Below are 21,423 nucleotides of genomic sequence, written 5' to 3'. Positions count from 1 at the left end.
TGATATAGATGCCATTGTTTTGTTTTTATTATGCCGATTTACGCTTATAAACAAACATTGAAGCAATGTAGGAAACAATAAGAATACCTATACTCCACAGTATCGCAATCAAGGCATTATTTCCAACTGGTGCATTAAGGAATAGTGCACGTACAGCTTCAATAATTGGTGTCATAGGCTGATGCTCAGCAAATACGCGAAGAGCTTTGTTCATAGAATCAGTTGGTGTAAAAGCGGAGCTTATAAAGAGCATAACTAAAATTATATAAGCGTACACTCCTGCACCTTCCGAACTATCTGCCAAAAGGCCAAATACCACAGCAAGCCATGACATTGCAAATGTAAATAGCAGCAGTATACCAAGAGCAAGAAGCCAGCCCATGAAGTCTGCCTTTGGCCTAAACCCGGTTATAAAGGCAAATAATATGACAATAAGGGAAGAAAACATATTGAAGGCTACGGAGGTTAATACATGTCCAGCCAATATGGAGGATTTCGCAATAGGCATAGAACGAAACCTGTCCACGACCCCCCTTTTGATATCCATGTTTAACCGTACAGAGGTATAAGGCGTGCCGCTCAATATGCACATTAGAACAATACCCGGTACAACATAATTTGCATAATTTACATTTCCTGTATTTATTGATCCACCAAATACGTAAACAAATAAAAGCAGCATCATAATAGGCATAGCAACTACTGTAATTAGTGTATCAATGCTCCTAAAAGCATGGCGCAGACAACGTCCTGCTATTACAGCCATATCAGAAATATCATCTCTGATTTTACTATACAATAGACTCACTCCTTTCTCTATTCTCTCCTATTATAGTTAAGAAAACGTTTTCTAAAGTAGGTTCTTTCTGTGAGAAGCTTACAGCGTTCAGTCCCGCAGCTTCAATACTGCTTAAGATACTGGTTATCTCCTTGATGCTCCCATCTGTTGCTATATATACTGAATGTTCTTCCTCATTTAGGCTTGGTTTATAGCTATATAGCAGCTTAAGTGCCAATTCAACATCTTTGTTTTCGTTAAACTTTATCTCCACATATCCATGGGGCAGCAATTTTTTTAACTCTGCAGCGGTTCCTTCAGCCACAATTTTCCCTTTATCAAGAATGGCTATCTTATCTGCCAGCTCATCTGCTTCGTCAAGATATTGTGTTGTAAGGAATACTGTTATACCTGTACGGACCAAATCTTTTATTATCTTCCACATAGAAAGTCTGCTCTGTGGGTCAAGCCCCGTGGTAGGTTCATCTAGAAATAGTATAGGCGGATTGCCCATTAGGCTCATTGCAAGATCAAGTCTTCTTCGCATTCCGCCGGAATAAGTATTTGCTCGCCTATCTGCCGCATCTAACAATTGAAAGCGTTCCAGTAATTCATCTACCCTTTTGTTTACATTGGGAAGATGCCTAAGCTTTCCAATCATTCGTAAATTCTCTCGACCTGTTAAAACATCATCTACTGCAGCAAACTGACCTGTAAGACTTATTGCTCCCCTCACCTTACGCGGCTTCATAGCAGCATCAAAACCGCAGACCTGTACGCTTCCCTTATCAGCAGTGAGCAGAGTAGATAGGATTTTAATAGTTGTGGTTTTTCCCGAGCCATTAGAGCCTAACAGTGCAAAAATACTGCCTTTTTTAACTGTAAAGTTAATCTTATCAAGCACCTTTAAGTTTCCATAAGACTTTTCAAGACCACTTACAGAAATGGCTGTCTCAGTTTGAATCATTGCTTCCCCCTCCTAAATATAAAATATCTTTACATCACCTAGAACTACTTTACCAGTAAGAATAACCCTAGGTGCATTTCCCGAAAAATTAGTAGGATCGTTATGATAGCTTACTTCACCAAGATATGAATGAAGTTCCTCATCTAGTCTCCAATCCCTTGGAATATACAAATTAATGCTTCCTAAATTGCAGTCGATAAATAATTTTGCACCCTCTGAACTAATTTTCACTTGGTCAAAATACACATCCAATACCCCAAGGTATGATATAAATTGTCCTCCTTGCAAATCATCAGAATGAACATACTTGCTGGCTGAATTTAGGGATACCTTAACATAAGGATTATTATTATCAATATTCTCTCTAAACTGATTAATTTTCTTTGCACTATTATAAAAGTGTACAGTTTTCTTATGACGCTTTGGAAATAACAAGCTAAAACTTATACTTATTAAAATGGCTGAAGAAATTAAAAGCCAGGGTGAAATATAAAAAAGTTTAAGTGGTTTGCTGTATATAATATAAAGTAATGATAAAGGTATAAAAGTTCCAAAGTATTCTAATCGTAAGAGACTGCTTATAGCTAAGGCTGCAAGAAAAACCGATGCCAAAATGCTAGTAACACTAATTCCGTAAAAGACCCAAACTTGGCTAAATATAACGAATATTGCCGATAACAAAAAGAATACTCCCCAAAACCAATTTCTATTTTTCATAGTTAACTCCTTTCATCTAAACGATGCTTAAATTCACTGTAGTAAGATCTGGAAACATATACATGCTTATGGCAGTCATTAAAGCTTATAAGACTGGAAGCCGTAATATTGCGAGTAATAGAATATACATGCATAATATTTACTATTGCAGATTTAGCTGCTCTCACGAAATATTTTGGAAGAATACTTTCCAATTCATATAAGCGGTACTTTACAGTATAGGCTTCATTTGAAGTATGGGCATAAATACGCTCACCTTCAGTTTCGAAGAATAAAATATCTTCAAGTGGAAAATAAAACTCCTGATTCTTTCTATAAAATGTAATTTTAGTTTTACTTAAGGACTGTTCTATAACATATTGGTGTATTTTCTCTATTGTATCATCTACCCGCGGACATCGTATTACCACCTCATCCTCTTCTAAATCATTTATTATTTCAATGTGTATTTTCACCTTATCACCTGCCTTACTAAAATTATATAAAGTTTTAGAATACATTAAAAGGCTTCCTCATTCACTGGTTATATAAAAGGGGTAAGAGGTAAAAAAATGAGGGTAAAATACGATTTTTACCCTCACAAATATACCTTTATTTAATTACAAACTAAAACAGTGTAATTTGACCATCAATATAACTTTCCTGTTTTGCATCTTTTACTATGTCATCAGCAAGGTTTCCACCAATCAAAAATGGGGAGTTTGGATTATGCTTTTTCAAATTATCCCTCACAGTTTTCATATCATAGTTAGCATAGCAGTAAATACAGCCGTGGCCGCAGGTATTGTATACTCCAATATCATTTTCAAGAAGGCAATTGCAGCCCTCTCGTGAAAATTTCTTTTTAGGGATCTTTAAAGTATTACCGATTGCACGCTCAATAACAGGCTTAGTCAAACAGCCACTGCAGTCAATGCCATAATTTAAAAGCTCCTGCCCTTCTACACAGGTTTTTATTTGGATATTATATTTCTTGCCAATACGGACGAATTCTCTTCCTATTATTGACCTTTCTTCCTTTGTAACTTTCTTAATTCCAGGGAAATTACGCTTTGTCTTTTCATATAAATCGATGAAACTTATAATACAGTCATGAGTATATCCTGAAAGTGTTGCTGCCATCCTCTCAAAGCTCTCTATATGATTATTCAAGGTATATTTATCCGAAATAAAAATGGGATCATATCTTAAGCCTATCTTTTCTGCACCAATAAAGCTTGAAAGTTTTTTAAAATCCTCCAATACTTTTTCCATAGGTGGTACCTGAGGCTCTATTTCCTTCCCATAAGGTGTAATTGTCACAAACCAGAATTGCCCAAAGGAAGCAAGTTCTTGCATTCTAGGCAGCATAGGTGCTGGATTTTTTGTACAAAAGGCAATACAATCCACAACATCGGGTGCCAGCTTATATTTCGTAACCTGATTTTTGTAATAGGGATTCCTAACATAAACATATCCTTCTCTAATTCTGTTAAAAAACCACTTACTAAAATAAGCAGGTATATCTGTTCTGTTGCCTGTGTTAATTATCATAAGTTGCTTAGCCTCCCTCATTGCTTTATCAAACCTTATTGCAGCTTAAAACTAAACATAGGTTTAATAATTTTGTATATTATTAGTTATCACTCCAATTATATTTCATAGCAAGACTGTTAAGATAAATGTTTCGAAGAAAATAAGAGAGTATCAAAAGAACAGCCATAAATGCTAAGGGAACCCATCCTATAACTTCAAATAAGATAACCTGTTTTAAAGAAAAGATTCTATCCAAAACAGCCATTAAAACAAGTAATACTGGAAAAATCCAAAATGGAAGTGATTTTTTCAATTTGCTTTCAAATTCGGTTTTCCTACTTAAATAATTTCCCAAAGGTAGTCCTATTAAACACCAAAAAAGATAGAGAAAGCTGTCACGAAGATTTATCTTCATAATAACCGGACAGGAATTATAAACGATGTAGATAATCCCGTAATAAACAGTTAAAAATAAAAGTAACCATGGCATGGCAAGAATTACAGCTTCTTTCCAGTCTTTTTTTCTTCCGTTATTAATAATTTCCTCGCAAAATAAATTCATATCATCTCCTATTACACTGCTTAAGGTCTCTCCCCTCTGCTCCGCCTCTAAAGCCATCCCTATGAAATCCTTCTGTGAGGTTTGTATATCAAAGGCCGAAAGTTTTGAAGCGTAAAGACGGCTTACAAGTTTTTTAAGGATACTTTTATCTTCAAATGACAGATATTCAGATCTTAATTTATTTTCCTTCACCAGAATATCAAATCCGTTGGAATTTAACACACTATTAATATAATTAGCCATTATTTCTCCCCCAATCTTAAAATAGTATTAACAGTATCTGAAACACTGTGCCAGCACTCTGTAAAATCATACAAAAGGTTTCTTCCTGAATCCGTAAGGGAATAATATTTTCTGCTTGGTCCTAAAGGTGAGGAACGAAACTCTGATGATATTATTTCTTTTTTTTCTAAACGCATTAAAAGCGGATAAATAGTACCTTCCTTTACATCCTCAAAACCGAACTTCTGAAGTGTCATGACTATTTCATAGCCGTATGTGGGCTCAACACTTATAATTTTTAAAATGCACCCTTCTAATGTTCCCCGCATCATTTGTGATTTATCATACATTATTCATCGCCTCCCTTGTACTACATAGTAGTTCTTAACTATACTGTACCACATGGTAGTAGAAAAACAAGTACTTTAGGAAATTATTGTTATTTTCTTAAATAATACATATCATATTGAAGGAATAACAAAAAAATCAAACTTAATTTGATACAATTACAACTCTGGATAATCAGTAGCTAAACTGTTGGTATTGCTTTAACAAATTGTATCTGCTATCATATAATTCATAATAAAAATACAAAAATATATTATAAAAATGAGGGAATCGAATGAGCCCAGATAACATATTGGATGAGAAAGAGCCCAAACATCAGAGGCGTCCTCGATATAAAGGCACTCACCCTAAGAATTATAAAGAAAAATACAAGGAACTGAATCCAGAGAAATATGCTAATGATATTGCAAAGATTATTCAAAAGGGCAATACTCCTGCGGGTATGCATATTTCCATTTGCGTTAAAGAAATATTGGAATTCCTGCAAATTAAACCAGGTCAAATCGGCTTGGATGCAACTCTAGGCTATGGTGGCCATACTTTAGAGATGCTTAAATGTTTGGATTCAAAGGGGCGCTTGTATGCACTTGATGTAGATCCAATTGAATTGCCACGCACCAGAGAGCGTTTAGAAGGTTTGGGTTATGGCTCAGAAATTCTAGAGATTAAGCAAATGAACTTTTCTGAGTTAGATCAAGTCACCTCCAAATCAGAGCCCTTTAACTTTGTATTAGCAGATTTAGGTGTTTCTTCTATGCAAATAGACAATCCTGAAAGAGGGTTTACATTTAAGGCTGAAGGGCCATTGGACTTAAGACTTAATCCAAATGCAGGTACCTCTGCAGCGGATCGTTTAAAAGAAATGACACTATTTGAAATAGAAGATATGTTGATAGAAAATTCTGATGAGCCTCATGCCGAGGTAATCGCTCGTGCCATTCTTTCTACCATAAAAAAAGGAATGGATATAACCACAACAACACAACTTCGCAACATCATCAAAGAGGCTTTGAAATATGTTCCAAAAATCAATGAGAAGGATATTAAAAAGTCTTGTCAGCGAACCTTTCAAGCACTCAGAATTGATGTAAATAGCGAGTTTGAAGTGCTAGATGAGTTTTTGGAAAAACTTCCTGATGTACTTGCTAAGGGTGGGCGTGTTGCCATACTTACATTTCACTCAGGAGAAGATCGCCGCGTTAAAAAATCTTTTCAACACTTTTTTCGTGAAGGAGTTTATTCAGAAATAGCACCCGAGCCTATTCGTCCCACCGCAGAAGAATGTCATGTTAATAGTCGTGCACGTTCAGCTAAATTGCGATGGGCAATCAAAGCATAAGGTGTATTTTAACTGGATTTCTTAAGGTAGGAATCCAGTTTTTTTATAGCTATTCTCCTATTTGCAAAAACTCCTCTTCATTTAAAAACTTTATATTCTGACCTTTTGCATCTAAGTCTGTTGCTTTTTTAAGCTTATTACTCATTTCTTCTCTACGTAAATCCTTTATATCCTTCATATTAGTCACTAAGATTGTAGTGCTTCTTGTAACAGAACTCCCTGTGGTTCCACCAAGTCTTCTAACTAATCTCATTGCTTCATCCCTGGACATAGAGTTTAATTTCCCGGTAAATACCACAACTTCATCTTTATATGCATCATATTCTAATCTTGCAAATTTATTTTCTTTTTTAGGATTATTAATTCTATTAGATATTTTGAGAATTCTGCCTTTATTTGATGATGGCTTATATCCACTACTAGTTACGGTTCCAATAGCTACGCCTATTAATTTAGATATCTCCTTAATATCATTACACTTTAATTCTTCTGATATATTAAGCAATATATTACTACAGGCAAGGGCATCATATAGTGCATCATGGTGCTTAAACTCATATCCTAAAAAATCATTTACTGTATTTAATTTTGCATTTTCAAGACCCTTATAGAAGTTTCTATCAAGTTTCATGGTACAAATGTATTCAAAACAAGGCAGTTCTATATTATAAAGCTCTGCACTCTTTCTTAAAACTGATATATCAAAAGAAGCATTGTGTGCTATTACTAGATTTTCATTAAAATAATGCTTAATTTTCTCCCATACTTTATCGAATTCTGGCTCATTCTCAACCATAGCTGGCCTTATTCCATGAATTCCAATATTAATTGGCATAAATCTCATTTCTTTAGGCTTTATTAAATGATGTATTTTTTCTACAACATGTCCATTTTTCACAACCACAATACCAATGGAGCATGGACTATTTCTTTTTTCATTTGCAGTTTCAAAATCTATAGCTATATAATTCATTTCTTTTCTTCTATTGGAAGGATTTGTAATTAGAAATTGATCCAATTCTTCCAATATACAATTCCTTTCTGTCCACAGTGCCCTTAAATGCACTTTCAGAGTTATCGCTAAAGTATTCCACCTTATAGGCAATTCCATTAGTAGACTCCTGAGTTGACCAGTACTTAAAACCTACTATATTACCATTGTTATCCCTAATCCAATTAACAAATACAGCAGCATGTCCCGACTTTGTTCTGCTAAAATCTATGAAATCTCCAGCTTTTGCATCTTCAAGTCTTTTAACTTGAGTTCCAAGTCCATATTTGACTATTGCCCCTGCCAGCTGATCCCCTTCTGACTTAGGCGTTCCTTCTGCATTATACCAGGTCAGCATAAAGTCCTTCATATTATTAATAGTCATATTATTGAAGTTATCTCCAGATATTCCTGCTTCCATGTTTCTTTCCTGCATTGCCTTAAAGAATACTTCATAGGTTAAGCCTACACAATGGCTTGACCTGCTTCCATCCGGGTCAGCCTTAGCCATTATAGAACCCTTATAAATTATATTTTGTGTTACTCCATTATAATGATCATAATCGGTATTTAAAAGATAAGGATAATTTCCTCCTTCATAGGAAGTTATTACCTTTAGCACATAATTATTTAAATCTGATTTCAAGGCCATAGCTTGTACATCTGCTTTTGTAGCAGCTGCGTCAGGCTTAACAGAGGAAGCAGCATTAGGATTGTCATTCTTTTGAACCGCTGGAACAGATCCATTAACCTTAGCAGATTTATCAGAGGAATTAACTGCCTTGGTAGTTTTTTTGAAAGTATGCCCCGATAATGTAAAGAAAATTACTGCAGCAAGCGCAATTATTATTAAACTAGCTATAGTTATTTTAGTCTTTGAAGTCATTTAGCTTCTCCTTATAACTTATTGTAAAACTTATCTTAAGTTTAAGTTATTAGACAAGCCTTTTCAATGGAAAATAAAGCACGTACTACCTTTTGTACCTAGCATTATACATAAAAAACTACGTTATTTATGTCAAGGTTCAGAGCAGCATTTATAAAATATATCTTTTTAGTTATTGCCTTAACCTTATAAAGTTATATAAAATAAAGTATATAAATACAAATAAGGAGCTGTACAACTATGATAGATCTACACTTACATACAACAACATCAGATGGTTCTGACGAACCTAAAGATATTCTTATTAAAGCAGAGCAATTAGGGCTAAAATATATATCTATTACAGATCATGATTCAATTGGGGCTTATAAAAAATTAAAAGATATTAATATTCATAGCTACTATAAGGGAAAGCTTATTCCTGGCTGTGAATTTTCTGCTGTTCACAATGGAAAACCAATTGAAATATTAGGGTATGGTATAGATTTAGACATAATAAGTTCGACTGGAATTGTTTCAGATGATAAATTTTATGAAAGAGAAAATACTTATCTGAAAAAATTGATGGAGGTATGCCAAAATCTTAATCTTAAATATAGTCACGATTTATCAATTAGGGGAAAGTATTTTGCAACTCAAATAATGCATGCAGATCTTAGGAATTATCCTGAAAATGAAAAATACTTTGCTAAAGATATATGGGAAAGTCTTAATGCATTTTACAGAACTTGCGTAAACAATCCAGATAGTCCATTTTTTCTGGACCAAATGAAAGATTATTTAACTGTACAAGAAGCTGCTGCCCTCATTAAAAAAGCAGGTGGCAAATCATTTCTTGCTCATCTTTATGGATATTTCGTAGAAAATCATGAAGATTTTCTTAACTCAATAGTATCCTTAAATGCCCTTGATGGTATAGAATGTTATCATTCTCTACATTCAGCTGAAAGAACAAAATTTTTACTTAATTATTGCAATGCTCATAATCTAAATGCATCTGGCGGAAGTGACTATCATGGAAAACTCAAGCCTAATGTAAAAATGGGAGAAAGTATAATTAATACTAAAATCCCCTATAATATATTAAAAGAATGGCTTCCTGGTAATGTGTTATAGGAAAGTCCGTGTTATTTAATGTAGCTAGGATTGAGCAAAGAATATTTAACACTCTTGACTACAAATATTAATTTACACATTATTAACAAATTCGACATATATGTTTCACTTTCATCTTATATGATTGATTCTATTCTTAAAGAAATTTTAAGATTTATAAAATGGAGGGATTTATATGCAATATGCAATAATCATTATAGCAGCACTTATAATACTTTACTTAATAGGTGGATATAACAGTCTTGTAAGGCTAAGAAACTACGTTAATGAGTCATGGTCTCAAATAGACGCACAATTAAAGAGAAGATACGACCTTATACCTAATCTTATTGAAACTGTAAAAGGATACATGAATTATGAGGAAAAGGTGCTTACTGAAATAGTGCAGGCACGAAGCATGCTTTTAAGCGGAAATAAAGAAGAAGCTATCGATGCAAATAATATGATAAGCCAAAGTCTTAAGTCACTTTTTGCAGTATCAGAGGCATATCCTGATTTGAAAGCAAACAAAAACTTTCTACTTTTGCAGGAGGAGCTTTCTGGTACTGAAAACAAGATAGCCTATGCAAGGAAACATTATAATGAAGTTGTAAGACAGTACAATACAAAAGTTGAGATGTTTCCAAGCAACATTATAGCAGGTATATTTGGATTCCAGAAAAATGTCTATTTTGAAGTTAAAGAAGAGGAAAAAGAAGTTCCAAAAGTTCAGTTCTAGTAAGGAGATTGATTAGTATGCTGCTTGAAGAACAAATACGCAGGAATGATCGTAAAACTATTGTTTTACTTATAATATTTGTAGCAATTTTATCATTATTAGGCTTAGCAATTGGCAGCTGGTGGGGTTCTGAGTCAGGAGGCCTTTTATTTGCCCTGGTAATAGCTTTAATCTACTGTTTAATATGTATCAGTCAAGGTAAGAACATGGTAATGTCCCTGGCACATGCCAGAAAAATTGAAAAAGAAGACAACCCCTTTTTATGGAATACAGTTGAGGGACTCAGTATTTCAGCAGGTGTACCTATGCCGGAAGTATATATTGTTGACACAGATGTACCAAACGCATTTGCAACAGGCTATAAAGAGTCAAATGCTGCCGTTGCTGTAACCAGTGGAATACTTAATAAACTAAACAGGGAAGAACTAGAAGGTGTAATTGCCCACGAAATGTCCCATGTGAGAAATCGTGATATACGTACCTCTACCATTGTTGTTGCCCTTGGTGGAGTATTAATAATTCTTAGCAGGTTATTCTTAAGGATGGGTTTCTATTCAGGCTATGGAAGAAGAGATAGCAGAGATCGTAAGAATGACAATGGTGGTATTGGAGCAATTTTACTCATATTTTCCTTAATATTTGCAATACTAGCCCCAATAATAAGTTCTCTCATCCAATCTGCAATCTCAAGACAAAGGGAGTTTCAAGCTGATGCTACAGCAGCACAGCTTACAGGTTATCCTGAAGGTCTGGCCTCAGCTTTAGAAAAGATATCCGGATATGAAATAAACGATAGGCAAAAGGAAGCTCTCGGTGGAAAAGAGCTTATGGGCCTCTATATTTCAAACCCCTTTGCAGAAGGACGAAACTGGTTTTCAACACACCCACCAACAGAGGAAAGAATTAAGCGATTAAGAAGTATGTAATATAATATGAAACTGTTCCATACAGCTAGTTTTTTGAACTGGCTGTTTTTATTTTTTGCATTACTGCAAGTATTCACAAGTCTATCACACTTCCCACAAATTTCTATCAAGAAATAAAAATATTATTTAAGTATAGGTTTAATTAATTAAAAAAACTTAGTATTTAAAAAAAGATGATTTATTCCCTATTTCTAAAAAAAGTATAGATGAAAGGAGCATTACACTATGTATAACAAAAAACATATCAAATATGTACGCTTAATAATACTGGCTGCTTTTCTACTAGTAATAACAGCTGTGACATATCTGCATCAATTAAATGGAGGTGGAGTTTCTCCATCTATCCATGCATTGTGCCCCTATGGCGGACTTGAATCATTATATAATATAATTTTCAGTGGTACGTATGTTCAAAAAATATTTCTTGGAACTATAACCTTACTTGGAATTACTATTCTCTTATCAATAATTTTTAGAAGAAGCTTTTGCGGATATATATGTCCCTTTGGAACCCTTCAAGAACTTTTTTCAATAATAGGAAGGAAAATCTTTAATAAAAGATTTGTTATTCCTGCAAAGGTAGACATACCTTTAAGATATATAAAATATGCTGTGCTAGTTATTACAATATTATTTGCATGGAAAACCGCAGGCTTATGGGTAGATCCATATGATCCATGGTCAGCTTATGGCCATATATCATCTGGCTGGCAATCATTATCTAGTGAATACATAATTGGTTTAATATTATTAATTGTTACAGTTATAGGCTCAATGCTCTACGACAGATTCTTCTGTAAATATCTTTGTCCTATGGGTGCGGTGTATGGAATCTTCTCTAAACTTAGTCCTTCAAGTATTGTGCGAAATAAAGACAAGTGCATAAATTGTAACTTATGCAGTAAAAATTGTCCTGTTAATATTGACGTTGCTCATATTGATAAAGTTACTTCTGCTGAATGCATAGGTTGTCAAAATTGCGTACTTTCCTGTCCTAAAAAAGATGCACTAAGTTATAAAACAACAGGAAAAGTTGTGAAGCCGCTAACAGTTATTATACTTGTAGTAGTAATTTTCATTGGCGGATTATTTATAAGTAAATCTGCGGGGTTATTTGAAGTATTACCTGAAAAAATAAATTCAAATGCACAGCTAAGTGTTGATGAAATTAAAGGTTATATGACTATAAAAGAAGTTTCAATAGGTACTGGGATAAAAATAGATGATTTATATAAAAAATTAGAAATTCCTGCTTCAGTTCCGGAATCCTCAAAGTTAAAGGATGTAAAAAACTTTGTGAACGGCTTTGAGGTTGAGGCTGCAAAAACAAAACTTAATGAAAAGTAAAATTATTTAATATATATTAATATTTCTATATTGACAAAAACATAACTATATAATAATATACTTATATACTAATACAATTAATTAAGCCTTAATGAGGGAGGAATTTCTATGAGTAAAAAAATATTAATTGTTGGCGGTGTTGCAGGTGGTGCCTCTGCAGCTGCTCGATTAAGAAGATTAGATGAAAGTGCTGAAATTGTAATGTTTGAGAGAGATGAATATATATCTTTTGCTAATTGTGGTTTGCCTTATTATATAGGTGAAACCATTAAAGATAGGGATAAACTTTTAGTACAAACGCCTGAGGGTATGCATGATAGATTTAATATAGACGTAAGAATAAATAGTGAAATTATAGGTGTTGACCCTTCTAAAAAGACTGTTAAAGTAAACTCTAAAGTTAAAGGAATCTATGAGGAAAGCTACGACTACTTGGTTCTATCTCCTGGTGCAAAGGCAATTAAACCAAATATTGAAGGTATAAATAGCGATAAAATATTAACTTTAAGAAATATTCCTGATACAGATAAAATAAAAACCTTAGTTGATAAGAAGGACATCAATAATGTTGTGGTTATAGGCGGCGGATTCGTAGGAATTGAAATGGCAGAGAACTTAAAAGAAAGAGGACTTAAGGTTACCCTAGTGGAAGCTGCGCCTCACATACTTGCACCTTTTGATTCAGACATGGTAGTTATTGCCGAAAAAGAACTTACGGAAAATGGTATAGAACTTATAATAAATGATGGTGTAAAATCATTTAAAGATACTGATAAAAATGTTGAAATTAATTTAAGCAGTAATAAAAAAATCACTGCTGATTTAGTTATTTTAGCTATTGGAGTTGCCCCTGACACAAGCTTTTTAAGAGAAACTGGGATTGAGCTTGGAGCTAGAGGTCATATATTAGTAAGCAATAAATTGCAGACAAATATTGAAAATATTTATGCAGTTGGTGATGCTATTGAAGTAGTAGATTTTATTAATAAGCAAAATGCTACTGTACCACTAGCTGGTCCAGCAAATAAACAAGGAAGAATTGCCGCAAACAATATAGCCGGCCTAGATTCAATCTATAAAGGTACTCAAGGTACCTCAATTATTAAAGTTTTCGAATTAACTGCAGCAAGTACTGGAAATAATGAAAGAACCCTAAAAAGATTTAATATACCGTATAAAGCAATTACCATTCATCCAGTTTCTCATGCTTCCTATTATCCTGCAGCACTATCATTATCATTAAAATTATTATTTAATAATGATGGTAAAATACTAGGTGCACAAGCTATAGGATATGATGGCGTTGACAAAAGAATTGATGTTATTGCTTCAGCTATAAGACTTGGAGGAACTGTTTTTGACCTTACAGAACTTGAACTAAGCTATGCTCCACCATTCTCCTCAGCAAAGGATCCAGTCAATATGGCAGGTTTTGTAGCTGAAAATGTTATTACTGGCAAGATGGATGTTATTACTCCAGAAGAGTTTTTAAATTATAATAAAGAAAGCACTATTCTTTTAGACGTTCGTACTGAAATGGAATATAATAATGGTCACATTGAAGGAGCCTTAAATATTCCTGTTGATAATTTAAGAGAAAGACTAAATGAATTAGATAAAGACAAAGAAATAATTGAGTACTGCCAAGTTGGTTTAAGAGGCTATGTTGCTGCTAGAATTCTTTCAGAACATGGATATAGAGTTAAAAATGTAACTGGCGGATATAAGAGCCTATCATCCATAAACTATGTACCGAAACAGCAAAAAGAAGAAAGTAGTAATTCTAAAAAACAAATAATAGATCAAGACACACAAAGAGTAATATCAGAAGCAGCTTTAGATACTTCAAATTACGATAAAAGTATAGATGTTTGTGGTCTCTGCTGCCCTGGTCCACTTGTACAAGTTAAGGCATCTATGGATGACTTAAGGGTTGGTGAAATTCTTAAGGTAACCTCTTCTGACCCAGGTTTCTATGATGATATAAAATCATGGTGTGAGAAATCTAAGAATGAGCTGGTTAATTTAATTAAAGATAAGGGAAATGTAATCGCCTTTATTAAAAAGAATTAATATAGATATAAATGAAGAGATGGACAAACAAATTATATATAGTAACCATACTATTTTTCACTCTTGGATTTTTTAATATTATTTTTGCATGGCTTGGTTTTGCCTGCATGATTATTCCATTTATCCTGTTAGCAAAGGATGGTAAAAAAACCTGGTGTCAGAATTATTGTCCAAGAGCACACTTTTTTACTTTCTTATTTAAAAACAAGTCTATTAAAGGCAAGACTCTGCCTAAATGGCTTACAAACGGTGATGGAAGATGGTTTTTCTTAACTTATTTTAGCTTCAATTTATTTATTCTATTTATGTCAACTATAATGGTATACAAGGGTAGGATTGCTCCCATGGAAAAGGTGAGATTTATGATCGCATTTAAGCTTCCATGGAATATGCCTCAACTCTTAAATATAAACTCTATACCTGATTGGATAGTACATTTATCCTTTAGAGTTTATTCTATGATGTTTACAACAACTGTTATAGGCATGGTTCTTGGTCTTATCTATATGCCTAGAACCTGGTGCACAATATGTCCTATTAATACAATATCAGATTTAGCTATTAATATTAAAAAGAAGAACTGAGTACAATAAAGGCATGAAGGTCTATGTGAGACTTTCATGCCTATCAATTTAATATATAAATAGTGAATTTATTAGTAAATTATAAGTATTATTTAAAATATAATAATCTTTAACAAAGTAATACAACCTTATATTCCAACAGCCTCAACCACTTGCGCTGCAGGCTTACGAATCTGCCGACGTGCATATAAGTAAATAACAACCTGACCAAGTCCAGCCAGCGCCCAAGTAACAGGATAGCAGAGAAAAAGCATAATTTCTGTATGATGCCAAGTAAAGATAGTAGCAAGCCAAACAATTCGCAAGATACAGGCACCTACCAGAGTGCAAAGCATAGGGAGAATAGAATAACCCATCCCTCTGGTAAGTCCCGGAAATACATTCATCATGCCGCAGGTAAAGAATGCAGCTATCATAATATTTAATCTCAGCATGCCCAGTTTAATTACCTCAGGGTCGGAGGTAAAGATATTAATCAGCGGCCTTCCGAAAAGCAATATACCGCCGCCCAATACAATCCAAGTGGCGAAGATTAATACCGTGCTCACCTTTGCTATGGTATCAATTCTATCATACTTCTTCGCACCCATGTTCTGTCCCGTAAAGGCAATAGCCGCATTATAATAGGCGTTCATAGTAGTGCCTATATAGTTTTCCACATTTCCTGCAGCGGCACTAGCTGCAACCATAGTGGAGCCAAAGGAATTGACGGCTGACTGAATAAGCACATTTGAAATAGAGAATAAAAGTCCCTGCATACCTGCAGGCAGACCAATCCTTATAATTTCCTTCAGTTTATTCCCATCAATACGCATCTTCTGTGGTATGAAGCGTATTGCTCCGTCGCACCTTGAAAGGCTCATCATAATAAGCAGTACCGATAAATACTCTGAAATAACTGTGGCAGTTGCAACACCTGCTACACTCATATGCAGAACAATGACCAAAAACAGGTTTAATATCACGTGTAAAGTGCCAGTAATGATGAGGTAGTACATTGGTCGGCGGCTATCACCTGCTGCACGTAGGATAGCTGCTGCGAAGTTGTATACCATAGTAGCAGGTGTGCTGATAAAATAAATTTCCATATATAGCACCGCAAGACCGATAATGTCTTTTGGGGTACCCATCATTATCAGCAATGGTTTACAAAGAACAATGCCCATCACCATGACAATCAGACCACCAATGATGCTGACAGCTATGGAAGTGTGAACAGATTTGCTTACGGAGTCCCGATTATTAGCACCAAAATCTTGTGCCACAACTACAGTGGTACCTACTGATAAGCCCATAAACAAGGTGATGATGAGGTTAATGAGTGAACCTGTTGCGCCTACCGCTGCCAGCGCCTTGCTTCCAGAAAAACGCCCTACGACTACCATATCAGCAGTATTGAACATTAACTGAAGGATATACATTGCCATGATTGGCAGGGCAAAGACCAATATCTTACTAAACAGTGGACCACTGCACATATCCATATTACGTTTTCGTAAAGTCATAAGAGCATTCGCTTCCTTTGCATTGATTTAACTTATAATTCGCTATAATTCGTTTTATTTATCCATTAATAATCATGTTATTTAAAATGATCCTTAAATTCCACTTTTTATTTTAATACAAGCTATTTACTAATACAACTTCAAATTAAGTATTTGAAAACTAATACTTATACTATGCCTTCATAAATAAAAAGGTGCTAAATCTAATGATATTTAGCACCTTTAATTTATACAATAAGCTATTTAGCCATAAATATTTAAACGCCTGAAAATTAAGCACCTCAGAAGTATTTGCAAAAATTATTTTTCAAATAAATAAGTTACAATAGAATGTGGGTCTAATTTTAAGTTTAATATCTTATCTTCGTAGCCTAATTTAAATTCAATAGCCTCATCCTTTTCATTCATTGCTACAACAGCTATAGTTCCATCAACATTTAAGAAAGCTGTCACATAAAGCTTATCATTTGAATTATCTACACCAATTCTAACAGCTCCTGGTTTTATGTACTTGCTAAAATGTCCAATATAGTAATATGAGCTCTCATAATGCAATTCATTAGTTTTAGTATCTGCAATTATTGGAGCATCGCAAAAGTTGCCTACATGGTTCGGGCCGCCTTCTTCATCAAGAACAATATTCCAATCTAAATAGCCTTCAGTCCAGTTATTTAAGTCTCCAATCATATTTCTTCCGTATCTTTCTCCGGTAAGCCATTCTCCTAGCTTTGTTCCACCCTCTTGACAGCCTTCTGTAAATAAAAGGTGCTTATCTGGAAATAGATCATGAACCTTTCCTACGTTTTCAAACTCCTCGGTTACATACCAGTGAAATGCAGTACCCCATACATATTTTGCTGCTTCTGGATCTGACAGTACTCCAGAGGCTCTTCTAACAATTACATCTCTGTTATGATCCCATATTAACAGTTTTACATGTTGAAAACCTTCTGAAAACAAAATAGGTCCTAGATAATCTCTAACGAAATCTCTCTCTTCAAACTCTGTGTATATACAAGAATCCCAGGTTTGTACAGCTTCTGGCTCATTTTGTACTGTAATAGCCCAAATATTTAGGCCTTCATTTTCATAGGCTCTAATAAATTTTGTATAATAACTTGCCCATGCTTTTCTATATTCCGGTAATAAATTTCCACCGTGATTCATGTCATTGTTTGATTTCATCCATGCTGGTGGACTCCAAGGTGATGCAAGGAGACTTATATTCTCTCCTCTTGTTTCCACTGCATCCTTTATCAAAGGAATTATCCACTTTCTATCTCTAGAAATATCAAAGGAGTTTAATTCAGTATCGTAAGCTTCGGTGTAAGTATAATTTTCTAAGGCAAAGTCGCAGCTATGAATATGTACTCTTCCTATACTGTAGCCTAGGCCTTTTTCTTTGTCAAAATAGCTAGTGATTACCTTTTGTCTCTTGTCTTCACTCATCCTAGAAAGGGTATAAGCAGCAGCTTCAGTAAAGGCGCCCCCAAAGCCTATTATGCTTTGATATGTCCTCGAAGCATCAAGCTTAACATCAACCTTTTCTGATTCTTTACTTTCAAAGCTTAAAGCTTCCTTTTCTGTAAGTCTGTCATCAGTATTCTTTGAGGTTAAAATTACTTTTACATTCTTCACAATTTTTCACTCCCTTTAGGTTAATATTCTTGGCTATATCTTTTCATTGTTTTCACAATTGAAACCTCTCTATAGCTTAACATATGTATAATTTTGTAGTAAAATGATATCGTTAACACTATTGTAATAGATTTGATAATGTAAATTCAATCTAAATTTTAATAATTTTACATATCTCATAGTCTTTTCATTTTCCCCATCAAAAGGTGATATATATTAAAATGTAAAGGATGTTTTTTATGAAGCATATTATAAGAAAATCAATTAAGGCACGCTTGGAGGAAAGTATTAAATTTCGATTAATTGTAATTATAAGCCTTTCCTTAGCTGTGCCCCTTGCAATAATTACGCTATTATCCTTTACTCGTTCTAGTGATTCTATGGAAAGTGAAATAATAAATTCAAATAGCAGATCTATAGTTTGGACTGGTAAGTACATAGATAACACTATTACACAGCTCAACGATTTGCTGCTGAATTTCTTAATTGACCCTAATGTTTCAAAAAATATGAATAAAATTGATGACAGTAACTATTTAACTCAAGTTGATTCTAAAAACTATATATTAAGTAAGATGTTTTCACTAATTTACTCTAATAAAAATTTTAATGGTCTATTATTCTTTAATGAAAGTAAGTCTCAGCTTTTTTATTTATCAGATGGAGTTTATAATTACACCTCTGATTATAAATTAATGGATGAAATTTGGTACTCTTCCAGTAAGCAAAATGCTTTAAATACTATTATTACTAACAATAACTTTATCCCAGATAACTTGAAGGATACCTTCAATGTAAAGGATAAAAATTTTTTTGTATATAGGAGATTATCCAAATTTGCAAATGATTTTCAAGGTGTGATTTTTCTCAATGTAAAGTGGAAACAGATGGATGATATCTTAAATATATTAAAAACTGAAGATGAAAGTAATATCTTAATTACAGATACTGAGGGCAAGGTTATATATAATCCTTTTGGAGCTAAAGAGGACAATCCTCAGATAAAGGAAGCAGTTGATTTAATAAATCAAAACAAAACTTCTGGCAATTCTTATATCAAAACAAAAGATTATTCTATTTTTTATTATAGAATTTCAAATGATTCTCTAATAGCCTTAAAAATAATTCCAAACTCCTTTATAGTTAAAGGCGCAAGAGATACCTTAAATATAAGCATCCTGATTATGGTCATCTCTTTAATAATATGCATTTTAATTTCTATTGCCATTGCTCATGGGACAACAAGCCCTATTAGAAGTCTTTCGAAGTCCATGAAGAATATAAATGATATATATTCAGTGAATTTTAAACCAACAGGCAGAAAAGATGAAATTGGAATCCTTGAACAAAGCTATTCCATTATGATCGAGAAGATTAGAAATTTAATTGATAGCGATTATAAAGTAAAGATGGAAAAAAGAAACGCTCAATTTAAGGCATTACAGGCACAAATAAATCCACATTTCATGAATAATTCACTGCAGCTTATCGGCGGCATTGCAATTTCAAAAAATGTACCTGAAATATATACCTTAATTAAAGCTATAAGCAATATGCTACTTTACTCTATTAAGGTAAAAGAAGATTTAGTTACCATTAAGCAAGAGATTTTACATCTTAAGGATTATTTATTAATTCAGCAAATGAGATTTACAGATAGGATTGATATTGAGCTTAATATTGAGGAAGGGCTAAATGATTATTTATTACCTAAGTTAAGCCTTCAGCCTATTATAGAAAACTCTTTTAAACACGGCTTGGAAAAGAAAGCTGGTATTTGGAAGCTAAGCGTACAGGCTATAAAAAGTGAAAAGGATATAATGATTATTGTTGAGGATAATGGATTAGGTATTGAGGAAAAAAGAATTGAAGAGATAGATAAGCTGCTTCAAAACAATATAAATAATGTACTTGAAATAGAAGGAAGTATGGGCTTAAAAAATGTGGATGCCAGGCTGAAGCTGTATTTTGGCAATGACTATGGTATAAAGCTTTACAGTGAAAAAGATAAGGGAACGAAAATTACAATGATCTTTAAGGCTTTAAAGGAAGGAGAAGAATAATGCTAAAAGTACTAATAATTGATGATGAAATATGGACAAGAAAAACTGTAAGAGCTTTCGGGGATTGGGATAGGCATGAGATTACAGCCATCGATGAAGCATATGATGGCATTGAAGGCCTCGGACTTATAAAAGAAAATAATCCTCAAATAGTCATAACTGATATGAATATGCCTGGATTAGGTGGTGTAGATTTACTAAGAATACTTAATGAGGATTTTCCAAACATAAAGCTTATTGTTATCAGTGGCTACAATGATTTTGAATTTACAAAACAAGCCATTAAATCAAAGGCAATAGACTATATTTTAAAGCCTATAGATAAGCAGGAACTAAATGCAGCAATTGGAAAGTGTGTATCGGAAATAAAGGCTCAATCAATTTATGGTTTAGGTAAGGAAATTGATAAAAATACCTTGAGCTTAATTATGAACGAAAAAAAAGTTATAGAAAGACTGCTTGTGGAAAGAAACCTTTGGGGAATCAAAAATACTTTAAAAAGACTATATGATAATATTATTCAAAATAAGATTCAGGAAAAGACAGTTATAAAGATAACCATAAAGGTTTTTAAAGAGATGATGGAAGAGTATATTCTAACTACGGAAAACTTAATAAATGCTGAAGCAGAGCAAAATATAATAGCGCTAAATATAGAGGATTTAGAGAAAAAAAGCCTTCATGAAGTTTTTACATTAATATATTCAAATATTGAAAAAGCTATTATATATGTTAATGAAAATACAAGGTGTAACAGCATGAATACAATAGCTCAAGTGAAAGCATATATAGAATTACATTACACGGAACACATTTCCTTAGATAAGCTATCTAGCTTGTTTTTCTTAAGCAAGGAGTATTTATCAAAGGCCTTTAAATCAAAATATAATAAGAACTTAATGAATTATGTCTTAGATTTAAGAATGATGAGGGCTAAGGAAATGCTTGAAATTAAAGATATAAGCATTAAAAACATAGCTAAAGTAGTAGGCTATGATGATTTAACTCACTTCTATCATGTTTTTAAAAATTATTATGGCTCCTCACCTGGTGATATGAGAAAAGAAGGTTAATATTTTACAATAATTAAGTACAATGCTAATCAATTACAATAATTTTGAAAACGTT

Annotated in this window: 20 protein-coding genes; 9 read left to right on the top strand and 11 right to left on the bottom strand. The window is 33.5% G+C overall.

Going from position 1 to position 21,423, the window contains the following annotated elements:
• Positions 1-28: 28 nt before the first annotated feature.
• The 7 genes from ACJDUH_RS02290 to ACJDUH_RS02260 all read right to left on the bottom strand — a co-directional run bounded on the left by ACJDUH_RS02290 (position 29) and on the right by ACJDUH_RS02260 (position 5,111).
• On the bottom strand, positions 29-808 hold the full coding sequence (locus tag ACJDUH_RS02290; protein WP_406763533.1) for an ABC transporter permease: 780 nt from the start codon (positions 806-808) through the stop codon (positions 29-31).
• Positions 792-1,745, bottom strand: a complete 954-nt coding sequence (locus ACJDUH_RS02285; protein WP_406763532.1) for an ATP-binding cassette domain-containing protein — start codon at positions 1,743-1,745, stop codon at positions 792-794. The genes ACJDUH_RS02290 and ACJDUH_RS02285 overlap by 17 nt, the downstream gene beginning before the upstream one ends.
• A 12-nt stretch (positions 1,746-1,757) precedes the next feature.
• A complete protein-coding gene (locus ACJDUH_RS02280; protein WP_406763531.1) occupies positions 1,758-2,462 on the bottom strand; it encodes a LiaF transmembrane domain-containing protein in 705 nt (234 codons plus the stop codon).
• Positions 2,463-2,464: 2 nt separating this feature from the next.
• Positions 2,465-2,962: a LytTR family DNA-binding domain-containing protein gene (locus ACJDUH_RS02275; protein ID WP_406763530.1), complete on the bottom strand. Its 498-nt coding sequence runs from the start codon at positions 2,960-2,962 to the stop codon at positions 2,465-2,467.
• Between the two features lie 106 nt (positions 2,963-3,068).
• Positions 3,069-3,995, bottom strand: coding sequence for a DUF1848 domain-containing protein (locus ACJDUH_RS02270; RefSeq protein ID WP_406763529.1), 927 nt, complete (start codon positions 3,993-3,995; stop codon positions 3,069-3,071).
• Between the two features lie 82 nt (positions 3,996-4,077).
• Positions 4,078-4,782: a hypothetical protein gene (locus ACJDUH_RS02265; RefSeq protein ID WP_406763528.1), complete on the bottom strand. Its 705-nt coding sequence runs from the start codon at positions 4,780-4,782 to the stop codon at positions 4,078-4,080.
• Positions 4,782-5,111 (bottom strand): PadR family transcriptional regulator, encoded by a 330-nt coding sequence (locus ACJDUH_RS02260; RefSeq protein WP_406763527.1) that lies wholly within the window; start codon positions 5,109-5,111, stop codon positions 4,782-4,784. The genes ACJDUH_RS02265 and ACJDUH_RS02260 overlap by 1 nt, the downstream gene beginning before the upstream one ends.
• 272 nt (positions 5,112-5,383) lie before the next feature.
• On the opposite strand from ACJDUH_RS02260, the gene rsmH reads away from it, so the two are divergent.
• Positions 5,384-6,448 carry a 16S rRNA (cytosine(1402)-N(4))-methyltransferase RsmH gene (rsmH, locus tag ACJDUH_RS02255; protein WP_406763526.1) on the top strand — a complete coding sequence of 355 codons (1,065 nt, stop codon included), beginning with the start codon at positions 5,384-5,386 and terminating at the stop codon, positions 6,446-6,448.
• Positions 6,449-6,497: 49 nt separating this feature from the next.
• On the opposite strand, the gene ACJDUH_RS02250 is transcribed toward rsmH, so the two are convergent.
• Positions 6,498-7,421, bottom strand: a complete 924-nt coding sequence (locus tag ACJDUH_RS02250) for an exonuclease domain-containing protein (protein ID WP_406764999.1) — start codon at positions 7,419-7,421, stop codon at positions 6,498-6,500.
• Positions 7,422-7,431: 10 nt separating this feature from the next.
• Positions 7,432-8,325 (bottom strand): hypothetical protein, encoded by an 894-nt coding sequence (locus tag ACJDUH_RS02245; RefSeq protein WP_406763525.1) that lies wholly within the window; start codon positions 8,323-8,325, stop codon positions 7,432-7,434.
• Between the two features lie 240 nt (positions 8,326-8,565).
• On the opposite strand from ACJDUH_RS02245, the gene ACJDUH_RS02240 reads away from it, so the two are divergent.
• The 6 genes from ACJDUH_RS02240 (at position 8,566) to ACJDUH_RS02215 (ending at position 15,089) form a co-directional block, all read left to right on the top strand.
• On the top strand, positions 8,566-9,441 hold the full coding sequence (locus ACJDUH_RS02240; protein WP_406763524.1) for a PHP domain-containing protein: 876 nt from the start codon (positions 8,566-8,568) through the stop codon (positions 9,439-9,441).
• 175 nt (positions 9,442-9,616) lie between these two features.
• Positions 9,617-10,159 carry a LemA family protein gene (locus ACJDUH_RS02235; RefSeq protein WP_406763523.1) on the top strand — a complete coding sequence of 181 codons (543 nt, stop codon included), beginning with the start codon at positions 9,617-9,619 and terminating at the stop codon, positions 10,157-10,159.
• Positions 10,160-10,176: 17 nt separating this feature from the next.
• Positions 10,177-11,085, top strand: a complete 909-nt coding sequence (gene htpX, locus ACJDUH_RS02230; protein ID WP_406763522.1) for a zinc metalloprotease HtpX — start codon at positions 10,177-10,179, stop codon at positions 11,083-11,085.
• A gap of 225 nt (positions 11,086-11,310) precedes the next feature.
• The gene (locus ACJDUH_RS02225) at positions 11,311-12,432 is read left to right on the top strand and encodes a 4Fe-4S binding protein (protein ID WP_406763521.1); all 1,122 of its coding nucleotides are present in this window, start codon (positions 11,311-11,313) and stop codon (positions 12,430-12,432) included.
• A 108-nt stretch (positions 12,433-12,540) separates the two neighbouring features.
• The gene (locus ACJDUH_RS02220) at positions 12,541-14,505 is read left to right on the top strand and encodes a CoA-disulfide reductase (RefSeq protein ID WP_406763520.1); all 1,965 of its coding nucleotides are present in this window, start codon (positions 12,541-12,543) and stop codon (positions 14,503-14,505) included.
• Between the two features lie 11 nt (positions 14,506-14,516).
• Positions 14,517-15,089: a 4Fe-4S binding protein gene (locus ACJDUH_RS02215; protein WP_406763519.1), complete on the top strand. Its 573-nt coding sequence runs from the start codon at positions 14,517-14,519 to the stop codon at positions 15,087-15,089.
• A 128-nt stretch (positions 15,090-15,217) separates the two neighbouring features.
• Here the strand turns inward: ACJDUH_RS02215 and ACJDUH_RS02210 are convergent, their stop codons facing one another.
• A complete protein-coding gene (locus ACJDUH_RS02210; RefSeq protein ID WP_406764998.1) occupies positions 15,218-16,474 on the bottom strand; it encodes an MATE family efflux transporter in 1,257 nt (418 codons plus the stop codon).
• A 420-nt stretch (positions 16,475-16,894) separates the two neighbouring features.
• Positions 16,895-18,232 (bottom strand): glycoside hydrolase family 30 protein, encoded by a 1,338-nt coding sequence (locus ACJDUH_RS02205; protein ID WP_406763518.1) that lies wholly within the window; start codon positions 18,230-18,232, stop codon positions 16,895-16,897.
• A gap of 239 nt (positions 18,233-18,471) precedes the next feature.
• On the opposite strand from ACJDUH_RS02205, the gene ACJDUH_RS02200 reads away from it, so the two are divergent.
• A complete protein-coding gene (locus ACJDUH_RS02200; RefSeq protein WP_406763517.1) occupies positions 18,472-20,295 on the top strand; it encodes a sensor histidine kinase in 1,824 nt (607 codons plus the stop codon).
• Complete coding sequence (locus ACJDUH_RS02195; RefSeq protein WP_406763516.1) at positions 20,295-21,368, top strand: response regulator transcription factor; 1,074 nt, start codon at positions 20,295-20,297, stop codon at positions 21,366-21,368. The genes ACJDUH_RS02200 and ACJDUH_RS02195 overlap by 1 nt, the downstream gene beginning before the upstream one ends.
• Positions 21,369-21,423: the final 55 nt, after the last annotated feature.

This window comes from Candidatus Clostridium radicumherbarum, from assembly GCF_045310525.1.
Taxonomy (GTDB): domain Bacteria; phylum Bacillota; class Clostridia; order Clostridiales; family Clostridiaceae; genus Clostridium_AT; species Clostridium_AT radicumherbarum.
This window is presented reverse-complemented; position numbering and strand designations above follow the sequence as displayed.

What these genes read in the sequence shown, in the direction of transcription:
- ACJDUH_RS02285 (WP_406763532.1), bottom strand. Translation starts at nt 1,745, where the DNA reads ATGATTCAAACTGAGACAGCCATTTCTGTAAGTGGTCTTGAAAAGTCT.
- ACJDUH_RS02280 (WP_406763531.1), bottom strand. Translation starts at nt 2,462, where the DNA reads ATGAAAAATAGAAATTGGTTTTGGGGAGTATTCTTTTTGTTATCGGCA.
- ACJDUH_RS02275 (WP_406763530.1), bottom strand. Translation starts at nt 2,962, where the DNA reads ATGTATTCTAAAACTTTATATAATTTTAGTAAGGCAGGTGATAAGGTG.
- ACJDUH_RS02270 (WP_406763529.1), bottom strand. Translation starts at nt 3,995, where the DNA reads ATGATAATTAACACAGGCAACAGAACAGATATACCTGCTTATTTTAGT.
- ACJDUH_RS02265 (WP_406763528.1), bottom strand. Translation starts at nt 4,782, where the DNA reads ATGGCTAATTATATTAATAGTGTGTTAAATTCCAACGGATTTGATATT.
- ACJDUH_RS02260 (WP_406763527.1), bottom strand. Translation starts at nt 5,111, where the DNA reads ATGTATGATAAATCACAAATGATGCGGGGAACATTAGAAGGGTGCATT.
- rsmH (WP_406763526.1), top strand. Translation starts at nt 5,384, where the DNA reads ATGAGCCCAGATAACATATTGGATGAGAAAGAGCCCAAACATCAGAGG.
- ACJDUH_RS02250 (WP_406764999.1), bottom strand. Translation starts at nt 7,421, where the DNA reads ATGAATTATATAGCTATAGATTTTGAAACTGCAAATGAAAAAAGAAAT.
- ACJDUH_RS02245 (WP_406763525.1), bottom strand. Translation starts at nt 8,325, where the DNA reads ATGACTTCAAAGACTAAAATAACTATAGCTAGTTTAATAATAATTGCG.
- ACJDUH_RS02240 (WP_406763524.1), top strand. Translation starts at nt 8,566, where the DNA reads ATGATAGATCTACACTTACATACAACAACATCAGATGGTTCTGACGAA.
- ACJDUH_RS02235 (WP_406763523.1), top strand. Translation starts at nt 9,617, where the DNA reads ATGCAATATGCAATAATCATTATAGCAGCACTTATAATACTTTACTTA.
- htpX (WP_406763522.1), top strand. Translation starts at nt 10,177, where the DNA reads ATGCTGCTTGAAGAACAAATACGCAGGAATGATCGTAAAACTATTGTT.
- ACJDUH_RS02225 (WP_406763521.1), top strand. Translation starts at nt 11,311, where the DNA reads ATGTATAACAAAAAACATATCAAATATGTACGCTTAATAATACTGGCT.
- ACJDUH_RS02220 (WP_406763520.1), top strand. Translation starts at nt 12,541, where the DNA reads ATGAGTAAAAAAATATTAATTGTTGGCGGTGTTGCAGGTGGTGCCTCT.
- ACJDUH_RS02215 (WP_406763519.1), top strand. Translation starts at nt 14,517, where the DNA reads ATGAAGAGATGGACAAACAAATTATATATAGTAACCATACTATTTTTC.
- ACJDUH_RS02210 (WP_406764998.1), bottom strand. Translation starts at nt 16,474, where the DNA reads ATGGTAGTCGTAGGGCGTTTTTCTGGAAGCAAGGCGCTGGCAGCGGTA.
- ACJDUH_RS02200 (WP_406763517.1), top strand. Translation starts at nt 18,472, where the DNA reads ATGAAGCATATTATAAGAAAATCAATTAAGGCACGCTTGGAGGAAAGT.
- ACJDUH_RS02195 (WP_406763516.1), top strand. Translation starts at nt 20,295, where the DNA reads ATGCTAAAAGTACTAATAATTGATGATGAAATATGGACAAGAAAAACT.